Genomic DNA, 21,702 nt, shown 5'->3' with positions numbered 1-21,702 from the left:
TTTCCACGAGGCGTTGGCCGAGGTGTGAGGGAGCATCGAGCGGTGGGTTTCACCCTGGAAGGGCCGGTCCTGGAAGGCGCGTTGGTGCGCCTGGAGCCGCTGGCGCACCGGCACGCCGCCGGGCTGGCCGAGGCGGCGGAGGAGGAGCGGGGGACCTACGGGTTCACCTGGGTGCCGCGCGCGGACGAGGTGCCCGCCTACCTCGACGCCCAACTCGCCCGCGCGGCCACGGGACGGCTCGCGCCGTACGCGCAGATCGCGGTGGCCACCGGACGGGTGGTGGGCGCCACCTCCTTCTGGGAGCCGCGCAGTTGGCTGTCGGAGGACCGGCTCGACGCCGTCGAGGTCGGCTTCACCTGGCTGTCCGGCTCGGCCCAGGGCACGGGCGTGAACGCCGAGGCCAAGCTGCTGCTGTTCCGGCACGCGTTCGAGGTGTGGGGCGTCTCCCGGGTCGACCTGAAGACGGACGCCCGCAACGCCCGCTCCCGCGCGGCGATCGAGCGCGTCGGCGCCCGCTTCGAGGGTGTCCTGCGCAACTGGTCGCGCTCCTGGGCCCCCGGCGAGGACGGCCGGCTCCGCGACTCCGCGATCTTCTCCATCACGGCGGCGGAGTGGCCGCGGTGCCGGGAACGACTGGAGAAGCGGGTGGCGGGGTATCCACGAGGCTGAGCGGCACCCCCTCGCCGCAAGCGCGTCACACTCCCGGGTCGGTCAACGCGGCTGCCGACAACCGCAGTTGGTTCCGTACCGCGGCCAGGACCGGATCGGTCTCCGACCCCGTGCGCACGGCCGCGAAGACGTTCCGTGACGGCTGCTCGCCCCGGGTGGCGGGCACCGCCAGCCGCCGGTGCGCGTAGAGCGGCCGGACCAGGCGCGGGAGTCCGCGAGGCTGAGCGGCACCCTCTCGCCGCCGCGTGCACGCGTCACGCTTCCGGGTCGGTCAACGCGGCTGCCGACAGTCGCAGTTGGTCCCGTACCGCGGCCAGGACCGGATCGGTCTCCGACCCCGTGCGCACGGCCGCGAAGACGTTCCGCGAGGGCTGCTCGCCCCGGGTGGCCGGCGCCGCCAGCCGCCGGTGCGCGTAGAGCGGCCGGACCAGGCGCGGGATCAGGGCCACGCCCGCCCCCGCCTCGACCAGCGCGGCCACGGCGCCCCAGTCGTCGACGGCGTGCCGGATGTCCGGGGTGAAGCCGGACGTCGCGCAGACCGCGCGGGCGATGGCGCCCACACAGCTGCGCGCGTCGCCCGCGATCCAGGTCTCGGCGGCCAGCTCCCGCAGGGCGACGGCCTCACGGTCCGCCAGCGGATGGTCCGCCGGGACGACGAGGTCCAGCACGTCCCGGAGCAGGTCGGTCCGGCTGTAGCGGCGGTCCGTGTGCGGCGGCGTTGCCGCGAAGTCCACGGCGACCGCCACGTCCACCTGCCCGGCGTCCAGGGCCGTGAAGAGGTCCGGCGGTTCCGACTCCACCACGTCCACCCGGACCTCGGGCAGCCGCTCGGCCAGCGCTCGCAGCACCCCCGGCAGCAGCCCCAGGATCGCGCTGGAGAAGCAGCCGATCGTCACCGAACCCCGGCCGCCGCTCCCGTACGCCGCCAAGTCGGCCCGCGCCCGCTCCAGTTGGGCGGCGATCGCGTCGGCGTGGGCCAGCAGGACCCGGGCCTGGCCGGTGAGGCGTACGCCCCGGCCGTCCCGTTCCGTCAGCGGAGCGCCGATCTCCCGGGACAGGGCCGCGATCTGCTGCGACACCGCCGACGGCGTCAGATGCAGGGCCTGGGCCGTGCGCGCCAGACTGCCCCGGCGCTGGAGTTCACGCAGGACGGTCAGGCGCCGCAGATCGACGGTGAAGGCTTGGCTTAAGTGTTCCATCGAAAAAGGTTAACTGGACCGAGGGCCGGGGATCGGAAACCATCGACGCCATGACCGCCTACCTGATCCTCCACGGCTGGCAGAACCACCGTCCCGAGGCCCACTGGCAGCACTGGCTCGCCGACCGTCTCGGCGCACTCGGCCACCGGGTCGCCTACCCCCAGCTGCCCGACCCCGACGACCCGGACCTGGAGACCTGGCTCGGCGCACTCGCCCGGCACCTCGCCGAGGACGCGCCGGACGTCGTCCTCGCCCACAGCGCCTCCGCGCTGCTGTGGCTGCACGCCGTGGCCCGGGGGACGGCCGGGACCGGTGACGTGGAGCGCGTCCTGCTGGTCGGCCCGCCCGCGCCCGCCGTCCTCGCACAGCATCCCGAGGTCGCCGGATTCGCCCCGCCCCCGCTGGAGTTCGCCCTCCCGGGCCCGACCCTCCTGGTGGCCGGCGACGACGACCCGTACTGCCCCGGGGGCGCCCGCGCGGTCTACGGCGACCCGCTCGGCCTGCGCACCGAACTGCTCCCCGGCGCCGGTCACCTGGACCTGGACGCCGGGTACGGCCCCTGGCCCGCCGTGCTGGACTGGTGCCTGGACCCGGGGACGAGGATCACGGGCCGTCCGTGAGGGGGCTGTCCTTGAGGGGGCCGTCCGTGAGAGGGTCGTCCGTGAGGGTCGCGCCCTCGATGGAGTCGTCCTTGCCGGGGTCGGACCCGTCCTCCTGGGGAGCCGCTCGCAGTTGCGGAGTGCTCGTGCCGACGTAGGCCACCGCGAGCACGCACAGCAGCCCGCCCGTGACCAGGGACGTGGCGCCCGAGGTCCACCCCGCGACCAGGCCGCCGCGCAGGTTGCCGAGGTGCGGGCCCGCCTGGCCGACGATGGTCTCGGCGGCGGTGACCCGGCCGAGGAGGGCGTCGGGGGTGCGGGTCTGCACGATGGTCGTACGGGACAGGACGGCGAGGGCGTCCGCCGCGCCCGCCACCGCGAGCAGGCCGAGCCCCAGCCAGGCGCTGGTCGTCAGGCCGAACAGACACAGCCCCGCACCCCAGGTCGCGGACGCGCACAGCATCACCGGACCGGGGCGGGCCAGCCGGGTCACCGGGCCCGACAGGGCCGTCGCGGCGACCCCGCCCACCGCCAGCGCGGACAGGAACAGCCCCAGCGTGCGCGGATCGCCGCCGAAGCGCTCCTCGTTGACGAGCGGGAAGAGGCTGGTCGGCATGGACAGCACGGTGGCCGCCAGGTCGGTCAGCAGCGCGCCGCGCACCACGCGGTGGCCGGTCAGGAAGCGCAGGCCGTCCAGGACGCCGTGCACCCCGGGGCGGGACTTGTCGCCCTCGGGCGGCAGCGCGGGGAGTCCGTAAACGCCGTAGAACGACAGCGCGAAGCTCAGGGTGTCCACGAGGTAGCAGACGCCGATGCCCCACCAGCCGAGCACGACCCCGGCGACCGCCGGGCCGACCAGCATCATCGCCTGGCCGGAGACCTGCTGGAGGGCGAGACCGGCGGCCACCTGCTCCTTGGGCAGCAGCCTGGGGACGAACACCCCCGCGGCCGGGGCGCCGAGCGCGGCGAACGACGTCTGGACCGCGACCAGCACCAGGATCACGGCCACCGGCGCGTGCCCGGCGAAGCCCTGCACGGTCAGCAGCAGGGAGCAGGCCATCGAGCCGACGGTGCCGGTGAGGAACAGCCGGCGCCGGTCCACCCGGTCCGCCCAGGCCCCCGCGAACAGACTGACCGCGACCATCGGCACCGCCTGCGCGATGCCGACCGCGCCGCTCCAGACCGCGCTGTGCGTCATGTCCCAGACCTGGTACATGACGGTGACCATGGTCATGAAGGAGCCGAGCGTGGAGGCCGTGCGCCCGAACAGCAGCCGCCGGAAGACGGGGGAGGTGCGCAGGGGCCGTACGTCGAGCAGGACGTCGGACAGGCTCATGAGAGCGGGACCGGGAGCGGGGTGGGCTGAGGCACCCGGGGACGTTAACCGTCCGCCCGCCTCCGGGCCACCGAATTAGTCACGCGCCCGCGGCGGCGGTCACCTGAGCGCGCGGCCGGTCACGCGCTGTCGTTCAGCAGCCGCGCCAGGTGCTCACGGCCGCCGCGCAGCAGCCCGGGCAGCGGCGCCGCCTTCTCGTACCACCGCTTCTCGTACTCCCAGCACAGCCAGCCGTCCCAGCCGTGCCGGGAGAGCACCTCGACGCACTCGGCGAGCGGCAGGACGCCGGCGCCGAGGGCGAGCGGGGTGGTGTCCTCGCTCGACGAGATGTCCTTGACCTGGACGTAACCGAGGTACGGGGAGAGCGCCGCATAGGTCTGCGAGGGCTGCTCGCCGCCCAGCCAGGTGTGCATGACGTCCCAGAGGGAGCCGACCTGACGGTGGCCGACCCGGCCGAGGACACGGATGGCGTCGGCACCGGTGCGGTGCGAGTCGTGGGTCTCCAGCAGGACGCGTACGTCGACGTCGGCCGCGTACCGCGCCGCCGTGCCCAGGCGCCGGGCCGCGATCGCGTCGGCCTCCGCGGCGGGCTGCCCGGGGCTCGCGCCGGGGAAGACGCGGATGTACGGGGCGCCCAGGTCGTGGGCGAGGTCGAGGAGGGCGCGGATCTCGTCGAGCACCGGCTCGTCGTCGCCGGGCGCGGCCACGCGCGCGTACCCGGCCAGGCCCAGGACCTCCACCCCGGCCGCCCGGAATTCGGCGGCCACGTCCGCGCGCGCGGCAGCGTCGATACCCGGGTGGACGGCCTCCTCCGGATGCGCGCGCAGCTCCACGCCGTGATAGCCGTGCGCGGTCGCGAGACGGAGCACCTCGGGGACGGGGAGACCGGGGACGCCGAGAGTGGAGAACGCCAGCTTCATGCCCCCGGACTCTACGCGTCAGCCCCGGACCCCGCTCAGCTCAAGGCACCGGCCCAGGCCGAAGGAGCGGTGCGGTGTCTCGCGACGAGGAGGAACCGCGGCGCCGGGAGAGGCGAGGGGCCGGGCTGGGCATGTCGCTGGTCCCCGGGACCAGGCGGCGACAGCGGACGCCGCGCGCGAGGTCGACGCCGGCGGCCACCAGTCGGCCTCCGATGCCGATGCCGAGGCCGCGCGCCTGAGGTTCGACCAGCGATGCAGCAGCCGCAGCCGGACGCGTGACCGGCGGCGCGTCCCGTACGCACATCACGCACCCCACAGCCCGGCCGTCGAGCGCGGCGACGATCCGGGCCACCAGCCCCTCGTAGCCGACGTGCCAGCCGTACTCGGCGGTCACCCGGGCCGGGCTCGCGCGGCAGGACGTCCTCTGCGGCGGGGAGGGCGGCCGTCGGAGAGCGGCCCGCGGACGGTGTCCCTCGCCGCGGCCGACCGGCGGACGGCACCGTGGCCGACAGCGCCCCACGGCCTCGTCCGCCCGCTCGACGGGCAGCGCGACGGCCTCCCGGCCGCGAGTGGCGAGCGTGACGCGCCGCCGCCGGGGGTCTCGGCGCGCGGGGGCACGCTCGACGAGCCCACGCCCGCCCGCGCCTGCCCACCCAGTCCCGCGACACCAGCTCCAGCTCCAGCGCTAGCTCTGGCTCCAGCTCTAGCCCTCGTTCCCCGCGGGCCGGTACACGCACAGCTGCACGCCCGTCTTGCCGGCCACCGTGGACACCAGCTCGAAGGGGCGCTTGCCGCCGTCCTCCGGGAAGATCGACTTGCCGCCGCCGAGGATCACCGGCATCACGATGAGCTGGAGCTCGTCCACCAGGCCCTCGGCGAGGAGGGTGCGCACCAGGGTGGGGCTGCCCATCATCGCCAGCTCGCCGCCCTCGGTCTCGCGCAGCGCGCGGATCCGCTCGACGGCCTGGGAGCCGGGGATCCGCTCGGTGTTGTTCCACGTCAGCTCGTCGTCGCCGAGGGTGTCGGTCACCACGTACTTCTTCAGCGAGTTCAGCCGGTCCGCGAAGGGGTCCCCGGCCCGCTCGGGCCAGGCCCCCGCCATCGTCAGATACGTCCGACGCCCGTACAGCAGGGCCTCCGCCCGCTCCATCCCCTCGGTGAACGCCGGGCCGAGCACCTCCTCGTCGAAGTACGGGTGCGACCAGCCGCCGTGCGTGAACCCGCCGTCGGTGTCCTCCTGCGGACCGCCGGGCGCCTGGACCACACCGTCAAGACTGATGAACTCGCTGACCACGATGCGCATGGGATTCCCTCCGGTGGGGCCGGCCGCGGATCGGTACCGCGTCGATCGGCGCTGCTGTGTTGATCGGTTACGGCAATGAGACCGGGGGACGCCGCGGAACTCATCGCAGCCTGCTGAGGAACTTTGTACCGCTCGCACGCCTTCAGCCTGTCCGGCGTTTGAGCACGAGGCCCGTCCAGGGCCGACGGGGTCTGGGGGCGAAGCCCCCAGGAGGCGGGGCCGAAGGGGCGGCAGCCCCTGGGGACGGGACGGGTAGGGGCGGCGGGGGCGAAAACAACCAGGGCCCAGAGCCCCCGCACCCCCCAACCCCCACCCCTCACCCCCGAGGCGCCCCCGAAGACCCCCGAACCATCAACTCCCCCCGGATCACCGCGATCCCCCCGGGCGGCGCCTCCTCCCGCCCCATCGCGATCCGCCCCGCCCGAGCCCCCGCCTCCGCCAACGGCAACCGCACCGTCGTCAGCGCCGGCACCGCGTCGATGCTGAACGGCAGGTCGTCGAACCCGGCGACGGACACGTCGTCCGGAATCCGCAGCCCCGAGTCCCGCAGCGCCGCACACGCCCCCAGCGCCACGGAGTCGTTCGCGGCCACGACCGCCGTGAGGGACGGGTCCCGCCGCAGCAGCTCCAGCGTGGCCTCGTACCCGGACCGCCGGTCGTACCGCCCGTGCACGGTCCAGCGCGGATCCTCCGAGATCCCCGCGTCGGCGAGCGCGGCCCGGTGTCCCTCCAGCCGGTGCCGGGTGGTGGTGCGCTCCTCCGGCCCCGCGATGTAGCCGAGCCGGCGGTGGCCGAGGCCGATGAGGTGTTCGGTCAGCTCCCGCCCGCCCCCGCGGTTGTCGAAGGTCAGCGCGATCGCCGGGGTGTCCGGCGCCGGCGGCCGCCCGCACAGCACCACCCGCGTCCCGGCGTCCTCCAGCTTGCGCAGTTTCGCCGCGACCGCCGCCGCGTGCGGGACGTCCTCGACGGCGCCGCCGGTCAGCACGACCGCCGCCGCGCGCTGGCGCTGGAGCAGGGTCAGATAGGTCAGCTCGCGTTCCGGGGAGCCCCCGGTGTTGCAGGTCACCGCCAGCCGCTCACCGCCCGCGCGCCCGCCGGGCCCGCCGATCTCGGACTGGATCGCGCCGGCCATGATCCCGAAGAAGGGGTCGGCGATGTCGTTGACGAGGATCCCGACCAGGTCGGAGGTGGCCGCGGCCAGTGAGCTGGCCGGCCCGTTCAGTACGTAGTCCAGTTCGTCCACGGCCCGCAGCACGCGTTCCCGGGTGGTCGCGGCGACGGGGTAGTTCCCGTTCAGCACGCGCGACACCGTCGCGGGCGAGACCTGGGCGCGCGCCGCCACGTCCGCCAGGGTCACCGTCATCTAGTCGTCCTCCGGTCGCGCATCTCAGTCGTACCTCGTTGTACACGCACAGGCGCACGGCATTGGTTTCGTGCGGGCCGTGCGGACCAGGCCACCCAGACCTTAAGGCCCCCACCCCCGGTTGTTCGCCCCCTCGAACAACTCAACCCCGTCACGGTCTTGTCCGGACCGCTGCCCAGAGGCTAGCTTCTACCATGATAGAAAGCGCTTGCTGTATCGCTCACCAGTAGAGGCGTACGCGGCGCCCACGACCGCGTACGAAAGCTGCGTACGACTCCTACGAAGGGACTGCCGTGACACGCAAGACGGTGCGTATCGCCATGAATGGTGTGACCGGGCGGATGGGTTACCGCCAGCACCTGGTCCGCTCCATCCTGGCCCTGCGCGAACAGGGCGGCCTCGACCTCGGGGACGGCACCGTGCTGTGGCCCGAGCCGATCCTGGTGGGCCGCCGCGAGCACGCGCTCAAGGCACTCGCCGAACAGCACGGCCTGGAGCACTGGGCGACCGACGTCGACACCGTCCTCGCCGACCCGACCGTCGACATCTACTTCGACGCCCAGGTCACCTCCGCGCGCGAGGAGGCGATCAAGAAGGCGATCGCGGCGGGCAAGCACGTCTACACCGAGAAGCCCACCGCCACCGGCCTGGAGGGCGCCCTGGAGCTGGCCCGCCTGGCGAACGCGGCCGGCATCAAGCACGGCGTCGTCCAGGACAAGCTGTTCCTGCCCGGCCTGCTCAAGCTGAAGCGGCTCATCGACGGCGGCTTCTTCGGCCGGATCCTCTCGATCCGCGGCGAGTTCGGCTACTGGGTCTTCGAGGGCGACTGGCAGCAGGCCCAGCGCCCGAGCTGGAACTACCGCGCCGAGGACGGCGGGGGCATCGTCGTCGACATGTTCCCGCACTGGGAGTACGTGCTCCACGAGCTGTTCGGCCGCGTGAAGTCCGTCCAGGCCCTGACCGCCACCCACATCCCGCAGCGCTGGGACGAGAACGACAAGCCCTACGACGCCACCGCCGACGACGCCGCCTACGGCATCTTCGAGCTGGAGGGCGGCGCCATCGCCCAGATCAACTCCTCCTGGGCCGTGCGCGTCCACCGCGACGAGCTCGTGGAGTTCCAGGTCGACGGCACCGAGGGGTCGGCGGTCGCGGGCCTGCGCACCTGTCGCGTCCAGCACCGCAGCGCCACCCCCAAGCCGGTCTGGAACCCGGACATCCCCGCCACCGAGGTCTTCCGGGACCAGTGGCAGGAGGTCCCGGACAACGCCGAGTTCGACAACGGCTTCAAGGCCCAGTGGGAGCTCTTCCTCAAGCACGTCTACGCCGACGCCCCCTACCAGTGGGACCTCCTCGCCGGCGCCCGCGGCGTCCAACTGGCCGAACTGGGCCTGAAGTCCTCGGCCGAGGGCCGCCGCCTCGACGTCCCGGAGGTCTCGCTGTGACGATCCAACTCCCTGACTTCAAGGGGGGATTCAGGGCCTACGAGCCCCGCCAGGAGCCCTTCGCCGCCACCTCCGGCACCCCCTTCACCTCCCGTACGGTCTTCTCGGCGGCGCACGTCGTCGCCGACCCGCTCGCCGACACCACCCCCGACTCCGCCGCCGCCGTCGACTGGGACGCCACCCTCGCCTTCCGCCGCCACCTGTGGTCCCACGGACTCGGCGTCGCCGAGGCGATGGACACCGCCCAGCGCGGGATGGGCCTGGACTGGGCGGGCGCGGCCGAGCTGATCCGCCGCAGCGCCGCCGAGGCCAGGTCGGTCGGCGGTCTGATCGCCTGCGGTGTCGGCACCGACCAGCTCACCGGCCCGGCGACCCTGGACGAGGTCCGCGCCGCCTACGAGGAGCAGCTCGCCCTCGTCGAGGAGTCCGGCGCCCAGGCCATCCTGATGGCCTCCCGCGCCCTCGCCGCCACGGCCAAGGGTCCCGAGGACTACCTGGAGGTCTACGGCCACCTGCTGCGCCAGGCCACCGAGCCGGTCATCCTGCACTGGCTGGGCCCGATGTTCGACCCGGCCCTGGAGGGCTACTGGGGCTCGTCCGACCTGGACGCGGCGACCGACACCTTCCTCCAGGTCATCGCCGCCCACCCCGACAAGGTCGACGGCATCAAGGTCTCCCTGCTGGAGGCGCAGCGCGAGATCGACATCCGCCGCCGCCTTCCGCAGGGCGTGCGCTGCTACACCGGGGACGACTTCAACTACCCCGAGCTGATCGCGGGCGACGAGCAGGGCTTCTCCCACGCCCTGCTCGGCATCTTCGACCCGCTGGGCCCGCTCGCCGCCGAGGCGGTCCGCGTGCTGGACACCGGTGACGCCAAGGGGTTCCGCGAACTCCTCGACCCCACGGTCGAGTTGTCCCGGCACCTCTTCCAGGCGCCCACCCGCTTCTACAAGACGGGCGTGGTCTTCCTCGCCTGGCTGGCCGGCCACCAGAGCCACTTCACGATGGTCGGCGGCCTCCAGTCGGCCCGCTCCCTGCCGCACTTCGCGCGCGCCTACGAACTCGCCGACGGCCTGGGCCTGTTCCGGGACCCGAAGCTGGCCGAGGAGCGCATGAAGAACCTGCTGTCCCTGTACGGGGTGACCCAGTGACCGACCTGTCCCGCTTCTCCATCAACCAGATGACGGTCAAGCAGCTGTCCCTGCCGGAACTGGCCGACGTCTGCGGCCGGTTGGGCGTCGTCAACGTCGGCCTGTGGCGCGAGCCCGTCCAGACGTACGGCGTCGAGGAGACGGCCAAGCTGGTCCGCGACGCGGGGCTGACCGTCACCACCCTGTGCCGCGGCGGTTTCTTCACGGCGATCGACCCCGAGGAGCGCGCGGCGGCCCTGGAGGACAACCGCCGTGCGGTCGACGAGGCGGCGACGCTCGGCACGGACACCCTGGTGCTGGTCTCCGGTGGCCTCCCGGCCGGCTCCAAGGACCTGCACGGCGCCCGCGAGCGCATCGCGGACGCCCTGTCGGTGCTGGGCCCGTACGCCGAGGAGCGCGGGGTGAGGCTGGCCATCGAGCCGCTGCACCCCATGTACGCCTCGGACCGCTGTGTGGTCTCGACCCTCGCCCAGGCCCTCGACCTGGCGGAGCGCTTCCCCGCCCACCAGGTCGGCGTCACCGTGGACACGTACCACATCTGGTGGGACGACCACGCGCCCGCACAGATCGCGCGCGCGGGCGCGGGCGGCCGTATCCACACCTTCCAGCTCGCGGACTGGACGACCCCCCTGCCGGAGGGCGTCCTCACCGGCCGCGGGCAGATCGGCGACGGCGCGATCGACATGCGCGAGTGGCTCGGACACGTGACCGCGGCGGGCTACACCGGCGCCATCGAGGTCGAGCTCTTCAACGACGTCCTGTGGGCACGGGACGGGCGCGAGGTGCTGGCGGAGACGGCGGCGCGGTTCGTGGAGCACGTCTCGTGATCGCGTAAAAATTTCTTGGGAATCCGTGCAACCCTCCCTCCACCTCGCGGGTCGTACGTGGCATCAGGACTTCTGGGGAGGGGATCTGGGGGGATCGCGGGGGTTCTGATACGGAGGGGAGACCCGAGGGGGCCTGGTCGACGGACCAGGCCCCCTCGAAGGTTTCCGGGCGGCTCAGAAGAAGACCCCGCACCTCAGCAGCACATTCGCGTACGGCCGCGCCTCGCCCGTGCGCACGACCAGCCGGGCGCCCGCCGACAGCTCCTTCAGCCGCTCGTGCGCGACCAGCTCCAGGCCCTGCGGGAAGTGCCCGTCCAGCAGCCGCGCCGCCGCCGGATTGGCGTCCCGTACCTCCGTCGCCGCCGTGGCGCCCTCCACGACCAGCTCCTCCAGCAGCCCCTCCAGCACCTCCGCGAACGACGGCACCCCGGCCCGGAAGGCGAGGTCCACGACCCGGGGGCCCTGGGGTATCGGCATCCCGGCGTCACACACCAGCACCCCGTCGCCATGGCCCAACTCGGCGAGGGCGCCGGAGAGATGACGGTTCAGGATTCCCGCCCTCCTCACAGCGCGTCGACCTCCGCCGCCGTCGGGAAGGACGCCTGCGCACCCTGCCTGGTGACGGCCACCGCGCCCACCCGGGCCGCGTACGCCGCCGCCTCGCTGAGGGAGGAGCCCGCGCCCAGCCGGTAGGCCAGCGCCGCGGTGAACGCGTCGCCCGCGCCGGTGGTGTCCACCGCGTCCACCGTCACGGGCGCGATACGGGCCACCCCCGCCGAGGACGCGACCAGCGCACCTTCGGCGCCCAGCGTCACGACCACCGACCGCGGCCCCTTCGCGAGCAGGATCCGCGCCCAGTCCTCGGGCGCGTCCCCGACCGCGGACGCGCCGAGGATCACCTTCGCCTCGTGCTCGTTGACGATCAGCGGGTCGCACGCGGCCAGCACCTCCGTGGGCAGCGGCCGCGGCGGCGACGGGTTCAGCACGAAACGGCTGCCCGGCGCCAGGTTCCGCACGACCTCCACGACCGTCTCCAGCGGGATCTCCAGTTGCGTCGAGACCACCCGCGAGGCGTGGAAGAGGCTGCTCGCGGTCCGGACGTCCTCGGGCGTCAGCCGTCCGTTGGCGCCCGGCGACACCACGATGCTGTTGTCCCCCGAGGGGTCCACCGTGATCAGCGCGACCCCGGTCGGCGCCCCGCCCACCAGCACGCCCACCGTGTCGACCCCGGCCGAGCGCTGCGAGTCCAGCAGCAGCCTGCCGTGCCCGTCGTCGCCGACCCGGGCGAGGAGTGCCGTACGGGCACCCAGCCGGGCGGCCGCGACCGCCTGGTTCGCGCCCTTGCCGCCCGGGTGGACGACCAGGTCGGAGCCGAGCACGGTCTCCCCGGCCGCCGGCCGGCGCTCGACGCCGATCACCAGGTCGGCGTTGGCCGACCCTACGACCAGGAGGTCGTAGTCGTACATGAGAATGCTCCCCTGGTAAGTGATTTCGGGCGGACGGCTCCTCAAGGGAACCGTCCGCCCGCTGTCCTCAGCCCGTGAAGCCGGCCACGTTCTGCTTCGTGACCACCTTCACCGGCACCATCACCGACTTCTCGACCTTCTCGCCCTCGGCGGCCTTCACCGCGTTCCGTACGGCGATCCTGCCCAGTTCGGACGGTTGTTGCGCCACGGACGCGTACAACGTGCCTGCCGTGACGGCCTTGAGACCGTCGCCGGTTCCGTCGAAGCCGATGACCTGGACGGACTTTCCGGCCTTGGAGCCCAGCGCCTTGATCGCGCCGAGCGCCATCTCGTCGTTCTCCGCGAAGACACCGGAGATGTCCGGGTGGGCCTGGAGCAGGTTGGTCATGACGTCCAGGCCCTTGGTGCGGTCCCAGTCGGCGGGCTGCTTGGCGACGACGTCGATCCCCGGGTAGGCCTTCAGGCCCTCCGCGAAGCCGGCGCCGCGCTCCCGGCTGGCGGAGGTGCCGGCCTGGCCCTGGAGGATCACGATCCTGCCCTTGCCGCCCAGCTTCTCGGCGAGCGACTTGGCGGCGAGCTTGCCGCCGGTGGTGTTGTCGGAGGCGACGAGGGCGGCGGTGGCGGCGTTGTTGACCGCGCGGTCCACGGCGACCAGCGGGATGTCCGCCTTGTTCACGGCCTTCGCCGCCGGGGTGACCGCGTCGGAGTCGACCGGGTTGACGATGATCGTGCCGAGCCTCGAACTGGTGAAGTTCTCCAGCTGGTTGGCCTGCTGGGAGGCGTCGTTCTGCGCGTCGGTCACGGTCAGGTCCACGCCCAGCCGCTTCGCCTCGGCCTGCGCGCCGGAGCGGATGGACACGAAGAACGGGTTGTTCAGCGTCGACAGGGACAGCCCGATCCGCTGCGACTTCCCCGCGTCCGAGGAACCGCTGTGCAGGAAGGAGGTGGCCCCGACGACCGCCGCCGCGACCACGGCCGCGAGGAGGTAGGTCGCCGCCTGCCTGCCCTTGCCGCCGGTCCCGCTCGCCGTGACCGGGGTCGCCCCGGCCTTGCGCCGCACGGTGTCCAGGAGCACGGCCAGCGCGATGACGACACCGATGACGACCTGCTGCCAGAACGCGGACACCGACAGCAGGTTGAGCCCGTTCCTGAGCACCGCGAGGATCAGCGCGCCGATCAGCGTGCCGGACGCCTTGCCGGTACCACCGGCCAGCGAGGCGCCGCCGATGACGACCGCGGCGATCGCGTCGAGCTCGTAGCCCTGCGCGGCCTGCGGCTGCGCGGAGGAGAGCCGGGAGGCGAGCACGATGCCCGCGGCGGCGGCGAACAGACCGGAGAAGGCGTAGATCGCGAGCTTCTGCTTCTTCACCCGCAGCCCGGACAGCCGGGCCGCCTCCTCGTTGCCGCCGATCGCGTACATCGCACGCCCGATGTACGTCCGGCCCAGCACGAACGCCGTGAGCAGACCCATCACCAGCATCACGAGCACCGGCACCGGCAGCCAGCCGCCGAGCGTGTCACCGAGGTGCGAGACGGACTCGGGGAAGGCGATGGGGGAGCCCTGCGAGATCACCAGGGACAGACCGCGGGCCACGGACAGCATGGCGAGCGTCGCGATGAACGGCGGCAGTTTCCCGTACGAGATCAGGAAACCGTTGACCAGGCCGCAGGCGATGCCGGTCGCGACGGCGAGGAGGACGGCGAGGACCACCGGCACGCCCTCGGACGTGGCGCTCCAGGCGAGGACGGTGGCGGAGAGCGCGGCGACCGAGCCGACCGACAGGTCGATGCCCGCCGAGACGATCACGAAGGTCACACCGAAGGCGAGGATGGCGGTCACGGCCGCCTGGACGCCGACGTTGAGCAGGTTGTCCGTCGTCATGAAGTCGCCGGACAGCGCCGACATGGCGATGACGAGGACGATCAGCGCGGTGAGCGCGCCGTTGTCGAGGAGCAGCCGGCGCAGCCCCGAGGCGCCCGTCGTGCCTTTGAGCGTGTCAGTGGCCACGGGGGGCCTCCTTGTCGATCGTGGTGGGGTTGCTGACCGCGAGGGCCATGACGGCGTCCTGGGTGGCCCGGTCCGCGGGGAGTTCACCCGCGATCCGGCCCTGGGCCATGACCAGGACCCGGTCGCTCATGCCGAGCACCTCGGGCAGGTCGCTGGAGATCATGAGGACGGCGGCACCGGCGGCCGTCAGTTCGTTGACGAGGTGGTAGATCTCGACCTTGGCGCCGACGTCGATACCGCGCGTCGGCTCGTCGAGGATGAGCACCTTGGTGTCGGCGAGCAGCCACTTGCCGATGACGACCTTCTGCTGGTTGCCGCCGGACAGCGTGCGCACCTGCTGCCCGAGCCCGGCCATCCGCACCCCGAGCTGCTCGGCGATCCGGGCCGCGTTCTCCCGCTGCCCCTTGAGATCGACGAGCCCCGCGCGCGTGGCCGAGCGCAGCGTCACCAGACCGAGGTTCTCCTCGACGGAGGCGTCCAGGAGCAGCCCCTGGCCCTTGCGGTCCTCGGGGACGAGCCCGATGCCGGCCGCCATGGCGGAGTTGACGTCGTGCCCCTTCAGCGGCGTCCCGGAGACCTTCACGGCGCCCCGGTCGTAGGGGTCCGCACCGAACACGGCCCGCACGACCTCGGTACGGCCGGCGCCGACCAGCCCGGCGATGCCGACGACCTCACCGGCGTGCACCTCGAAGGAGACGTCGTGGAAGACGCCGTCCCGTGTCAGCCCCTCGACGGTGAGCAACGCGGCGCCCTTCTCGGGCACTTCACGCGGGTACTGCTGCTCGATCGAGCGGCCCACCATGAGGCGTACGAGCTCGTCCTCGGGGGTCGTCGCCGGGACCTGCCCGACGGACCTGCCGTCGCGGATGACGGTGACCCGGTCCCCGAGGGCGGCGATCTCCTCCAGGTGGTGGGTGATGAAGACGATGCCCACCCCGTCCTCGCGCAGCGTGCGCACGATGGTGAAGAGCGTGTCGACCTCCTCGGAGGTGAGCACGGCGGTCGGCTCGTCCATGATCAGCACGCGCGCGTCCAGGCTGAGCGCCTTGGCGATCTCGACCATCTGGAGGCGGGCGATGCCGAGTTCCCGCACCCGCGCGCGGGGCGAGACGTCGACGCCCACGCGCGCGAGGAGCACCTCCGCGTCGGCCTCCATGCGCCCCCGGTCGATCATGCCGAGGCGGCGCGGCTGGCGGCCCAGGAAGATGTTCTCGGCGACCGTGAGGTCGGGCACGAGGTTGAACTCCTGGTAGATGGTGGCGATCCCGAGGCGCTCGGAGTCCTGCGCGCCCTGGATGCGCACCTCCTTGCCGGCGGCCAGGATCCGCCCGCCGTCCGGGGTGTAGGCGCCGGAGAGCATCTTGATGAGGGTGCTCTTGCCCGCGCCGTTCTCCCCGAGGAGGACGTGCACCTCGCCGCGCCGCAGATCGAAGTCGACGCCGTCGAGCGCGACCACGCCGGGGAAGGTCTTCCTGATGCCTTCGATGCGCAGCAACTCGTCCGGGTTGCTCACGACTGGCTCCTGTTCTGTGCGGGTGCCGGCCCGGGGGAGGCCGGCTGCTCGCCGCACGAGCGGCGTACGACGAGACGGGCGGGGAGGGTGACGGACCGCGGGGGCCGCCCCTCGATGCGGTCGACGAGCGCGCGCACGGCGGCCCGGCCCAGCTCGCCCGTGGGCTGGGCGACCGCGGTGATCGGAGGGTCGGTGTGCACGAACCACGGGATGTCGTCGAACGCGGCGAGCGCGAGGTCCTCGGGCACCCGCAGCCCACGCGCGCGTACGGCGTCGAGGGCGCCGAGCGCCATCAGGTTGTCGGCCGCGAACACGACCTCGGGCGGCTCGGGCAGGTCGAGGAAGCCCTCGGTGACCCGGCGGCCACTCTCGGCCTGGAAGTCGCCCTGTCCCGTGTAGGCGTCGGGGAGGTCGAGCCCGTGCGCGTGCAGGGCGTCCCGGAAGGCCTCCACGCGCTCGCGACCGGTGGTGGTGGCCGCCGGTCCCGCGATGATGGCGAGCCGCCGGTGCCCGAGCGCGTGCAGATGCGCGACCAGGTCCCGTACGGCCGCGCGCCCGTCGGCCCGTACCACCGGCACGTCCACGCCCGGGATCCACCGGTCCACGAAGACCATCGGCGTCCCCCCGCGCGCGGCGTCCAGCATCAGCGGGGAGCCGCCGTCGGTGGGGGAGACCAGCAGACCGTCGATACGGCGGTCCAGCAGGGTCCTCACATGGTGGTCCTGGAGGTCCGGCCGCTCGTCGGCGTTGCCGATGATGACGCTGTACCCCAGCGCGCGGGCCTCCTCCTCGACGGAGCGGGCCAGTTCGGTGAAGTAGGGGTTCATCACGTCGCTGATGACCAGACCGAGGGTGCGGGTCTGGTCGGTGCGCAGCGACCGGGCGACGGCGTTGGGGCGGTAGCCCAGGGTCTCGACAGCGGCCAGCACGCGTGCGCGTGCGTCCTCGCTGACCGACGGATGGTCGTTCAGGACGCGCGACACCGTGGCGACGGACACCCCGGCCTCGGCAGCGACGTCCTTGATGCTCGCCATCGCCGCTCCACCTCCTCGTGGAACTTCGGGAAACGCATGGAATCGATTACATCGATGTGTCCAGAGGATTGGAATCGATTACACGGATGATGGCAAGACCCCGAGACCGGATCGTGACGTCGCGGTCGGCGGCCGGGCGGATCAGGCTGGAAGGAGCGGAGAGTCGCGTCCAGGCCCCGCGGGGCCGGAGACGGAGGAGACATGACGTCCATGGCCCGGAACGACGTCCCTGTCGCCGTGGAGGGCGACGGGATCGAACTGCGCATGGCGCCCATCGGCGGCGGCATGTCGATCGGTTACTTCCACCTGCCCCAGGGCACCGACCTGGGACCGGCCCTCAAGGGCATGCCCGACGACGCCTGCCAGTGCCCGCACTGGGGTTACCTGCTCAAGGGCAAGGTGCGCATCCGCACCGCCTCGGGCTCGGAGGACTACGAGGCGGGCCAGGCCTACTACTGGGGTCCCGGCCATGTGCCGGAGGCGCTGGAGGACTGCGATCTCGTGGAGTTCTCCCCGACGGAGGAGTTCGAGACGGTCATCAACTACGTGAAGGAGCACGCCGGATAGGGGCGGGCCGCGGCCCCGGCGGGACTGTCGGTGGCGGGCGGTACCGTCGGATCATGGCCAATCGGACGGTGGGCGGGGGCGACGGCGAACGCCGGCTCGCCGTGCTCGAAGGCGTGCTGGAGCGCATCACGTACGCCAACGAGGACAACGGCTACACGGTCGCCCGTGTCGACACCGGCCGGGGCGGCGGCGACCTGCTCACGGTCGTCGGCGCGCTGCTCGGCGCCCAGGTCGGCGAGTCCCTGCGCATGGAGGGCCGTTGGGGCTCCCACCCGCAGTACGGCAAGCAGTTCACCGTCGAGAACTACACCACCGTCCTGCCCGCCACCGTCCAGGGCATCCGCCGCTATCTCGGCTCGGGCCTGGTCAAGGGCATCGGCCCGGTCTTCGCCGACCGCATCACCCAGCACTTCGGCCTGGACACCCTCCGGATCATCGAGGAGGAGCCGAAGCGGCTGATCGAGGTGCCCGGCCTGGGGCCCAAGCGCACCAAGAAGATCGCCGACGCCTGGGAGGAGCAGAAGGCGATCAAGGAGGTCATGCTCTTCCTCCAGAGCGTGGAGGTCTCCACCTCCATCGCCGTGCGCATCTACAAGAAGTACGGCGACGCCTCGATCTCCGTCGTCAGGAACCAGCCCTACCGGCTCGCCTCCGACGTCTGGGGCATCGGCTTCCTGACCGCCGACCGGATCGCCCAGTCCGTCGGCATCCCGCACGACAGCCCGGAGCGCGTCAAGGCGGGCCTTCAGTACGCCCTGTCGCAGTCCACCGACCAGGGGCACTGCTATCTCCCCGAGGAGAGGCTGATCGCCGACGCGGTCAAGCTCCTCCAGGTCGACACCGGCCTGGTCATCGAGTGCCTCGCCGAACTCGCGGCGCCCTCCGAGGAGGGGGAGGAGCCCGGCGTCGTCCGCGAGAAGGTCCCCGGCGAGCACGGCGAGGCCGTCACCGCGATCTACCTCGTCCCCTTCCACCGCGCCGAACTCTCCCTCTCCGCCCAGCTGCTGCGCCTCCTGCGCACCGACGAGGACCGCATGCCGGGCTTCCGGGACGTGGCCTGGGACAAGGCGCTGACCTGGCTGAAGGGCCGCACCGGCGCCGACCTCGCCCCCGAGCAGGAGGCCGCGGTCAGACTGGCGCTCACCGAGAAGGTCGCCGTCCTCACCGGCGGCCCCGGCTGCGGCAAGTCCTTCACGGTCCGCTCGATCGTGGAGCTGGCCCGCGCCAAGAAGGCCCGGGTCGTCCTCGCCGCGCCCACCGGACGCGCCGCCAAGCGCCTGGCCGAGCTCACCGGCGCCGAGGCCTCCACCGTCCACCGCCTGCTGGAGCTCAAGCCCGGCGGCGACGCGGCGTACGACAAGGACCGTCCCCTCGACGCGGACCTGGTCGTGGTCGACGAGGCGTCCATGCTGGACCTGCTGCTCGCCAACAAGCTGGCGAAGGCGGTCCCGCCGGGGGCGCATCTGCTCTTCGTCGGTGACGTGGACCAGTTGCCGAGCGTCGGCGCCGGGGAGGTCCTGCGCGACCTGCTCGCCGACGGCGGCCCGATCCCCGCGGTGCGCCTCACCCGCGTGTTCCGGCAGGCCCAGCAGTCCGGTGTCGTCACCAACGCCCACCGGATCAACGCCGGGCAGCACCCCGTCACCGACGGCATGCGGGACTTCTTCCTCTTCGTCGAGGACGACACCGAGGAGGCCGGCCGGCTCACCGTGGACGTCGCCGCCCGGCGAATTCCGGCCAAGTTCGGGCTCGACCCGCGCCGGGACGTCCAGGTGCTCGCCCCCATGCACCGCGGCCCCGCCGGCGCCGGCACCCTCAACGGCCTGTTGCAGCAGGCCATCACGCCGGGGCGGCCCGAGCTGCCCGAGAAGCGGTTCGGCGGAAGGGTGTTCCGGGTCGGCGACAAGGTCACCCAGATTCGCAACAATTACGAGAAGGGCGAGAACGGCGTCTTCAACGGCACCGTCGGCGTCGTCACCTCGCTCGACCCGGTCGACCAGCGCCTGACGGTGCTGACGGACGAGGACGAGGAGGTGCCGTACGAATTCGACGAACTGGACGAACTGGCCCACGCGTACGCGGTGACCATCCACCGCTCCCAGGGCAGTGAATATCCCGCCGTGGTCATCCCCGTCACCACCGGAGCATGGATGATGCTTCAACGGAATCTGCTCTACACGGCGGTCACCCGGGCCAGGAAGCTGGTCGTGCTCGTCGGTTCACGCAAGGCGATCGGTCAGGCGGTGCGCACGGTGTCGGCGGGGCGGCGCTGCACCGCCCTGGATTTCCGCCTCTCACCCGGCCCCCTGCGGGGGTGAGACGGGACGCGGTGCCACGCATCACGAAAAATGATCGATCAAATGAGTCATGAAGGTCACAGAGCCCTTCCGGAACCGGGTCGGGAGGGGCAGGATGGGCAAGTTGGCGGCACTGAGTGCCGCCGATAGGCCCAATGGTCGACCCCCAGTGCACTCTCCTGCGCCGAATGGGGGATGGTAGAGACAGTCAGGGCAACCTCGAAGATGAGGCACAACGTCGGGTGAGGGAAGACGTGAGCGACAACTCAGTAGTACTGCGGTACGGCGATGGCGAGTACACCTACCCGGTGATCGACAGCACCGTCGGCGACAAGGGCTTCGACATCGGCAAGCTCCGCGCCCAGACCGGTCTGGTGACGCTGGACAGCGGCTACGGCAACACCGCGGCCTATAAATCCGCCATCACCTACCTCGACGGCGAGGCGGGCATCCTCCGCTACCGCGGCTACCCGATCGAGCAGCTGGCCGAGCGCTCCACCTTCCTGGAGGTCGCCTACCTGCTGATCAACGGCGAGCTCCCGACCGTCGACGAGCTCACCTCGTTCAAGAACGAGATCACGCAGCACACCCTGCTGCACGAGGACGTCAAGAACTTCTACCGCGGCTTCCCGCGCGACGCGCACCCGATGGCCATGCTGTCGTCGGTGGTCAGCGCCCTGTCGACGTTCTACCAGGACAGCCACAACCCCTTCGACGAGAACCAGCGCAACCTCTCGACGATCCGGCTGCTCGCCAAGCTTCCGACCATCGCGGCGTACGCGTACAAGAAGTCGATCGGTCACCCGTTCGTCTACCCGCGCAACGACCTCGGTTACGTCGAGAACTTCCTGCGGATGACGTTCTCGGTCCCGGCGCAGGAGTACGAGCTCGACCCGGTCGTCGTCTCGGCGCTCGACAAGCTCCTCATCCTGCACGCCGACCACGAGCAGAACTGTTCGACGTCGACCGTCCGCCTGGTGGGCTCCTCCCAGGCGAACATGTTCGCGTCGATCTCCGCCGGCATCTCCGCCCTGTGGGGCCCGCTGCACGGCGGCGCCAACCAGTCGGTGCTGGAGATGCTGGAGGGCATCCAGGCCTCCGGCGGCGACGTCGACTCCTTCATCCGCAAGGTGAAGAACAAGGAGGACGGCGTCCGGCTGATGGGCTTCGGCCACCGGGTCTACAAGAACTTCGACCCGCGCGCGAAGATCATCAAGGCCGCCGCGCACGACGTCCTCTCGGCGCTGGGCAAGTCCGACGAGCTGCTGGACATCGCCCTCAAGCTGGAGGAGCACGCGCTCTCCGACGACTACTTCGTCTCGCGCAGCCTCTACCCGAACGTCGACTTCTACACCGGCCTGATCTACCGGGCCATGGGCTTCCCGACCGAGATGTTCACGGTCCTGTTCGCCCTCGGCCGCCTCCCGGGCTGGATCGCCCAGTGGCACGAGATGATCAAGGAGCCCGGCTCCCGCATCGGGCGCCCCCGCCAGATCTACACGGGCGTGGTCGAGCGCGACTTCGTCCCCGTCGAAGAGCGCTGACCCGCCTCTGAGACGACCGGGCCCCGCACACCAGGAGTGTGCGGGGCCTTCGTGTGTCCGGGCGCATGCGAGCGGCGCGCAGCCGGGCGCACAAAGGCGCGTACCCGAGCGGGCAGAGGCGCGTGTCCGGGCGTACAAAGAAGAAGGCGCCCCGGCGCCAGTCCCCCCACGGGCCGACGACCAGGGCGCCTTCCCATGTCCCGGTGCGGATTCCCCCCACGGGATCCGGCCGGGCGTCTGAGAGACCAGCGCCTGAATTCGCTGTCTTCCGGTACTGCCAGGTACTGCCGTTGAGCAGAACGAGCAAAAGTCGCCGTACTGCTCTGTGTGCGATCTGCCGGGACAGCGCACGGTCGGGAGGGCCGCTCAAAGCTTCCCGGCGTACGTGTCCCGGCAACGCATCTCTGAGGAAGTCCCCCAAGACATCCCCAGATGCCAGGATGCGCCCCCCAAGACGCGGC

Annotated in this window: 19 protein-coding genes; 8 read left to right on the top strand and 11 right to left on the bottom strand. The window is 72.0% G+C overall.

The window, feature by feature from the left end:
- Positions 1 to 42: 42 nt before the first annotated feature.
- Positions 43 to 669: a GNAT family N-acetyltransferase gene (locus tag ACH41F_RS22320; protein ID WP_398837083.1), complete on the top strand. Its 627-nt coding sequence runs from the start codon at positions 43 to 45 to the stop codon at positions 667 to 669.
- A 254-nt stretch (positions 670 to 923) separates the two neighbouring features.
- Here ACH41F_RS22320 and ACH41F_RS22315 read toward each other — a convergent pair whose 3' ends face one another.
- A complete protein-coding gene (locus ACH41F_RS22315) occupies positions 924 to 1,868 on the bottom strand; it encodes a LysR substrate-binding domain-containing protein (RefSeq protein ID WP_391235762.1) in 945 nt (314 codons plus the stop codon).
- Positions 1,869 to 1,918: 50 nt separating this feature from the next.
- Here ACH41F_RS22315 and ACH41F_RS22310 point away from each other — a divergent pair, with 50 nt between their 5' ends.
- On the top strand, positions 1,919 to 2,488 hold the full coding sequence (locus ACH41F_RS22310) for an RBBP9/YdeN family alpha/beta hydrolase (protein ID WP_398837081.1): 570 nt from the start codon (positions 1,919 to 1,921) through the stop codon (positions 2,486 to 2,488).
- Here the strand turns inward: ACH41F_RS22310 and ACH41F_RS22305 are convergent.
- The 5 genes from ACH41F_RS22305 to ACH41F_RS22285 all read right to left on the bottom strand — a co-directional run bounded on the left by ACH41F_RS22305 (position 2,472) and on the right by ACH41F_RS22285 (position 7,389).
- Positions 2,472 to 3,803, bottom strand: a complete 1,332-nt coding sequence (locus ACH41F_RS22305; protein WP_398837080.1) for an MFS transporter — start codon at positions 3,801 to 3,803, stop codon at positions 2,472 to 2,474. The two genes, ACH41F_RS22310 and ACH41F_RS22305, sit on opposite strands and share 17 nt — an antisense overlap.
- Positions 3,804 to 3,922: 119 nt before the next feature.
- Positions 3,923 to 4,723, bottom strand: coding sequence for a sugar phosphate isomerase/epimerase family protein (locus ACH41F_RS22300; RefSeq protein ID WP_398837078.1), 801 nt, complete (start codon positions 4,721 to 4,723; stop codon positions 3,923 to 3,925).
- A 40-nt stretch (positions 4,724 to 4,763) separates the two neighbouring features.
- On the bottom strand, positions 4,764 to 5,117 hold the full coding sequence (locus ACH41F_RS22295; RefSeq protein ID WP_398837076.1) for a GNAT family N-acetyltransferase: 354 nt from the start codon (positions 5,115 to 5,117) through the stop codon (positions 4,764 to 4,766).
- A gap of 309 nt (positions 5,118 to 5,426) precedes the next feature.
- Positions 5,427 to 6,026: a dihydrofolate reductase family protein gene (locus ACH41F_RS22290; protein ID WP_398837074.1), complete on the bottom strand. Its 600-nt coding sequence runs from the start codon at positions 6,024 to 6,026 to the stop codon at positions 5,427 to 5,429.
- A 316-nt stretch (positions 6,027 to 6,342) separates the two neighbouring features.
- Positions 6,343 to 7,389, bottom strand: a complete 1,047-nt coding sequence (locus tag ACH41F_RS22285; RefSeq protein WP_391235744.1) for a substrate-binding domain-containing protein — start codon at positions 7,387 to 7,389, stop codon at positions 6,343 to 6,345.
- Positions 7,390 to 7,682: 293 nt separating this feature from the next.
- Between ACH41F_RS22285 and ACH41F_RS22280 the strand changes: the two genes are divergently transcribed.
- From ACH41F_RS22280 to ACH41F_RS22270, 3 genes are read left to right on the top strand one after another with little or no spacing between them, the layout of a single operon-like run.
- Positions 7,683 to 8,834 carry a Gfo/Idh/MocA family oxidoreductase gene (locus ACH41F_RS22280; protein WP_391235741.1) on the top strand — a complete coding sequence of 384 codons (1,152 nt, stop codon included), beginning with the start codon at positions 7,683 to 7,685 and terminating at the stop codon, positions 8,832 to 8,834.
- Positions 8,831 to 9,985 carry a dihydrodipicolinate synthase family protein gene (locus ACH41F_RS22275; protein ID WP_398837073.1) on the top strand — a complete coding sequence of 385 codons (1,155 nt, stop codon included), beginning with the start codon at positions 8,831 to 8,833 and terminating at the stop codon, positions 9,983 to 9,985. The genes ACH41F_RS22280 and ACH41F_RS22275 overlap by 4 nt, the downstream gene beginning before the upstream one ends.
- Positions 9,982 to 10,812, top strand: a complete 831-nt coding sequence (locus tag ACH41F_RS22270) for a sugar phosphate isomerase/epimerase family protein (protein ID WP_398837072.1) — start codon at positions 9,982 to 9,984, stop codon at positions 10,810 to 10,812. The genes ACH41F_RS22275 and ACH41F_RS22270 overlap by 4 nt, the downstream gene beginning before the upstream one ends.
- 174 nt (positions 10,813 to 10,986) lie before the next feature.
- On the opposite strand, the gene rbsD is transcribed toward ACH41F_RS22270, so the two are convergent.
- From rbsD to ACH41F_RS22245, 5 genes are all read right to left on the bottom strand, one after another.
- Positions 10,987 to 11,379, bottom strand: coding sequence for a D-ribose pyranase (rbsD, locus tag ACH41F_RS22265; RefSeq protein WP_391235735.1), 393 nt, complete (start codon positions 11,377 to 11,379; stop codon positions 10,987 to 10,989).
- Entirely contained in the window at positions 11,376 to 12,278 is a 903-nt protein-coding gene (locus tag ACH41F_RS22260; RefSeq protein ID WP_391235732.1) for a PfkB family carbohydrate kinase, read from the bottom strand. Before ACH41F_RS22260 ends, rbsD begins: the two co-directional genes overlap by 4 nt.
- A gap of 67 nt (positions 12,279 to 12,345) precedes the next feature.
- Positions 12,346 to 14,286, bottom strand: a complete 1,941-nt coding sequence (locus ACH41F_RS22255; RefSeq protein ID WP_398837069.1) for a substrate-binding domain-containing protein — start codon at positions 14,284 to 14,286, stop codon at positions 12,346 to 12,348.
- Positions 14,276 to 15,799 carry a sugar ABC transporter ATP-binding protein gene (locus tag ACH41F_RS22250; RefSeq protein WP_398837068.1) on the bottom strand — a complete coding sequence of 508 codons (1,524 nt, stop codon included), beginning with the start codon at positions 15,797 to 15,799 and terminating at the stop codon, positions 14,276 to 14,278. The genes ACH41F_RS22255 and ACH41F_RS22250 overlap by 11 nt, the downstream gene beginning before the upstream one ends.
- Positions 15,796 to 16,833, bottom strand: coding sequence for a LacI family DNA-binding transcriptional regulator (locus ACH41F_RS22245; protein ID WP_398837066.1), 1,038 nt, complete (start codon positions 16,831 to 16,833; stop codon positions 15,796 to 15,798). Before ACH41F_RS22245 ends, ACH41F_RS22250 begins: the two co-directional genes overlap by 4 nt.
- A gap of 201 nt (positions 16,834 to 17,034) precedes the next feature.
- On the opposite strand from ACH41F_RS22245, the gene ACH41F_RS22240 reads away from it, so the two are divergent.
- From ACH41F_RS22240 to ACH41F_RS22230, 3 genes are all read left to right on the top strand, one after another.
- Positions 17,035 to 17,400, top strand: a complete 366-nt coding sequence (locus ACH41F_RS22240; protein WP_391235719.1) for a hypothetical protein — start codon at positions 17,035 to 17,037, stop codon at positions 17,398 to 17,400.
- 53 nt (positions 17,401 to 17,453) lie between these two features.
- Positions 17,454 to 19,718 carry an ATP-dependent RecD-like DNA helicase gene (locus tag ACH41F_RS22235; RefSeq protein WP_391235716.1) on the top strand — a complete coding sequence of 755 codons (2,265 nt, stop codon included), beginning with the start codon at positions 17,454 to 17,456 and terminating at the stop codon, positions 19,716 to 19,718.
- Positions 19,719 to 19,951: 233 nt separating this feature from the next.
- Complete coding sequence (locus ACH41F_RS22230) at positions 19,952 to 21,241, top strand: citrate synthase (RefSeq protein WP_391235713.1); 1,290 nt, start codon at positions 19,952 to 19,954, stop codon at positions 21,239 to 21,241.
- The last annotated feature ends 461 nt before the right edge of the window (positions 21,242 to 21,702 follow it).

Source organism: Streptomyces sp. NPDC020489 (assembly GCF_044386545.1).
Taxonomy (GTDB): domain Bacteria; phylum Actinomycetota; class Actinomycetes; order Streptomycetales; family Streptomycetaceae; genus Streptomyces.
This window is presented reverse-complemented; position numbering and strand designations above follow the sequence as displayed.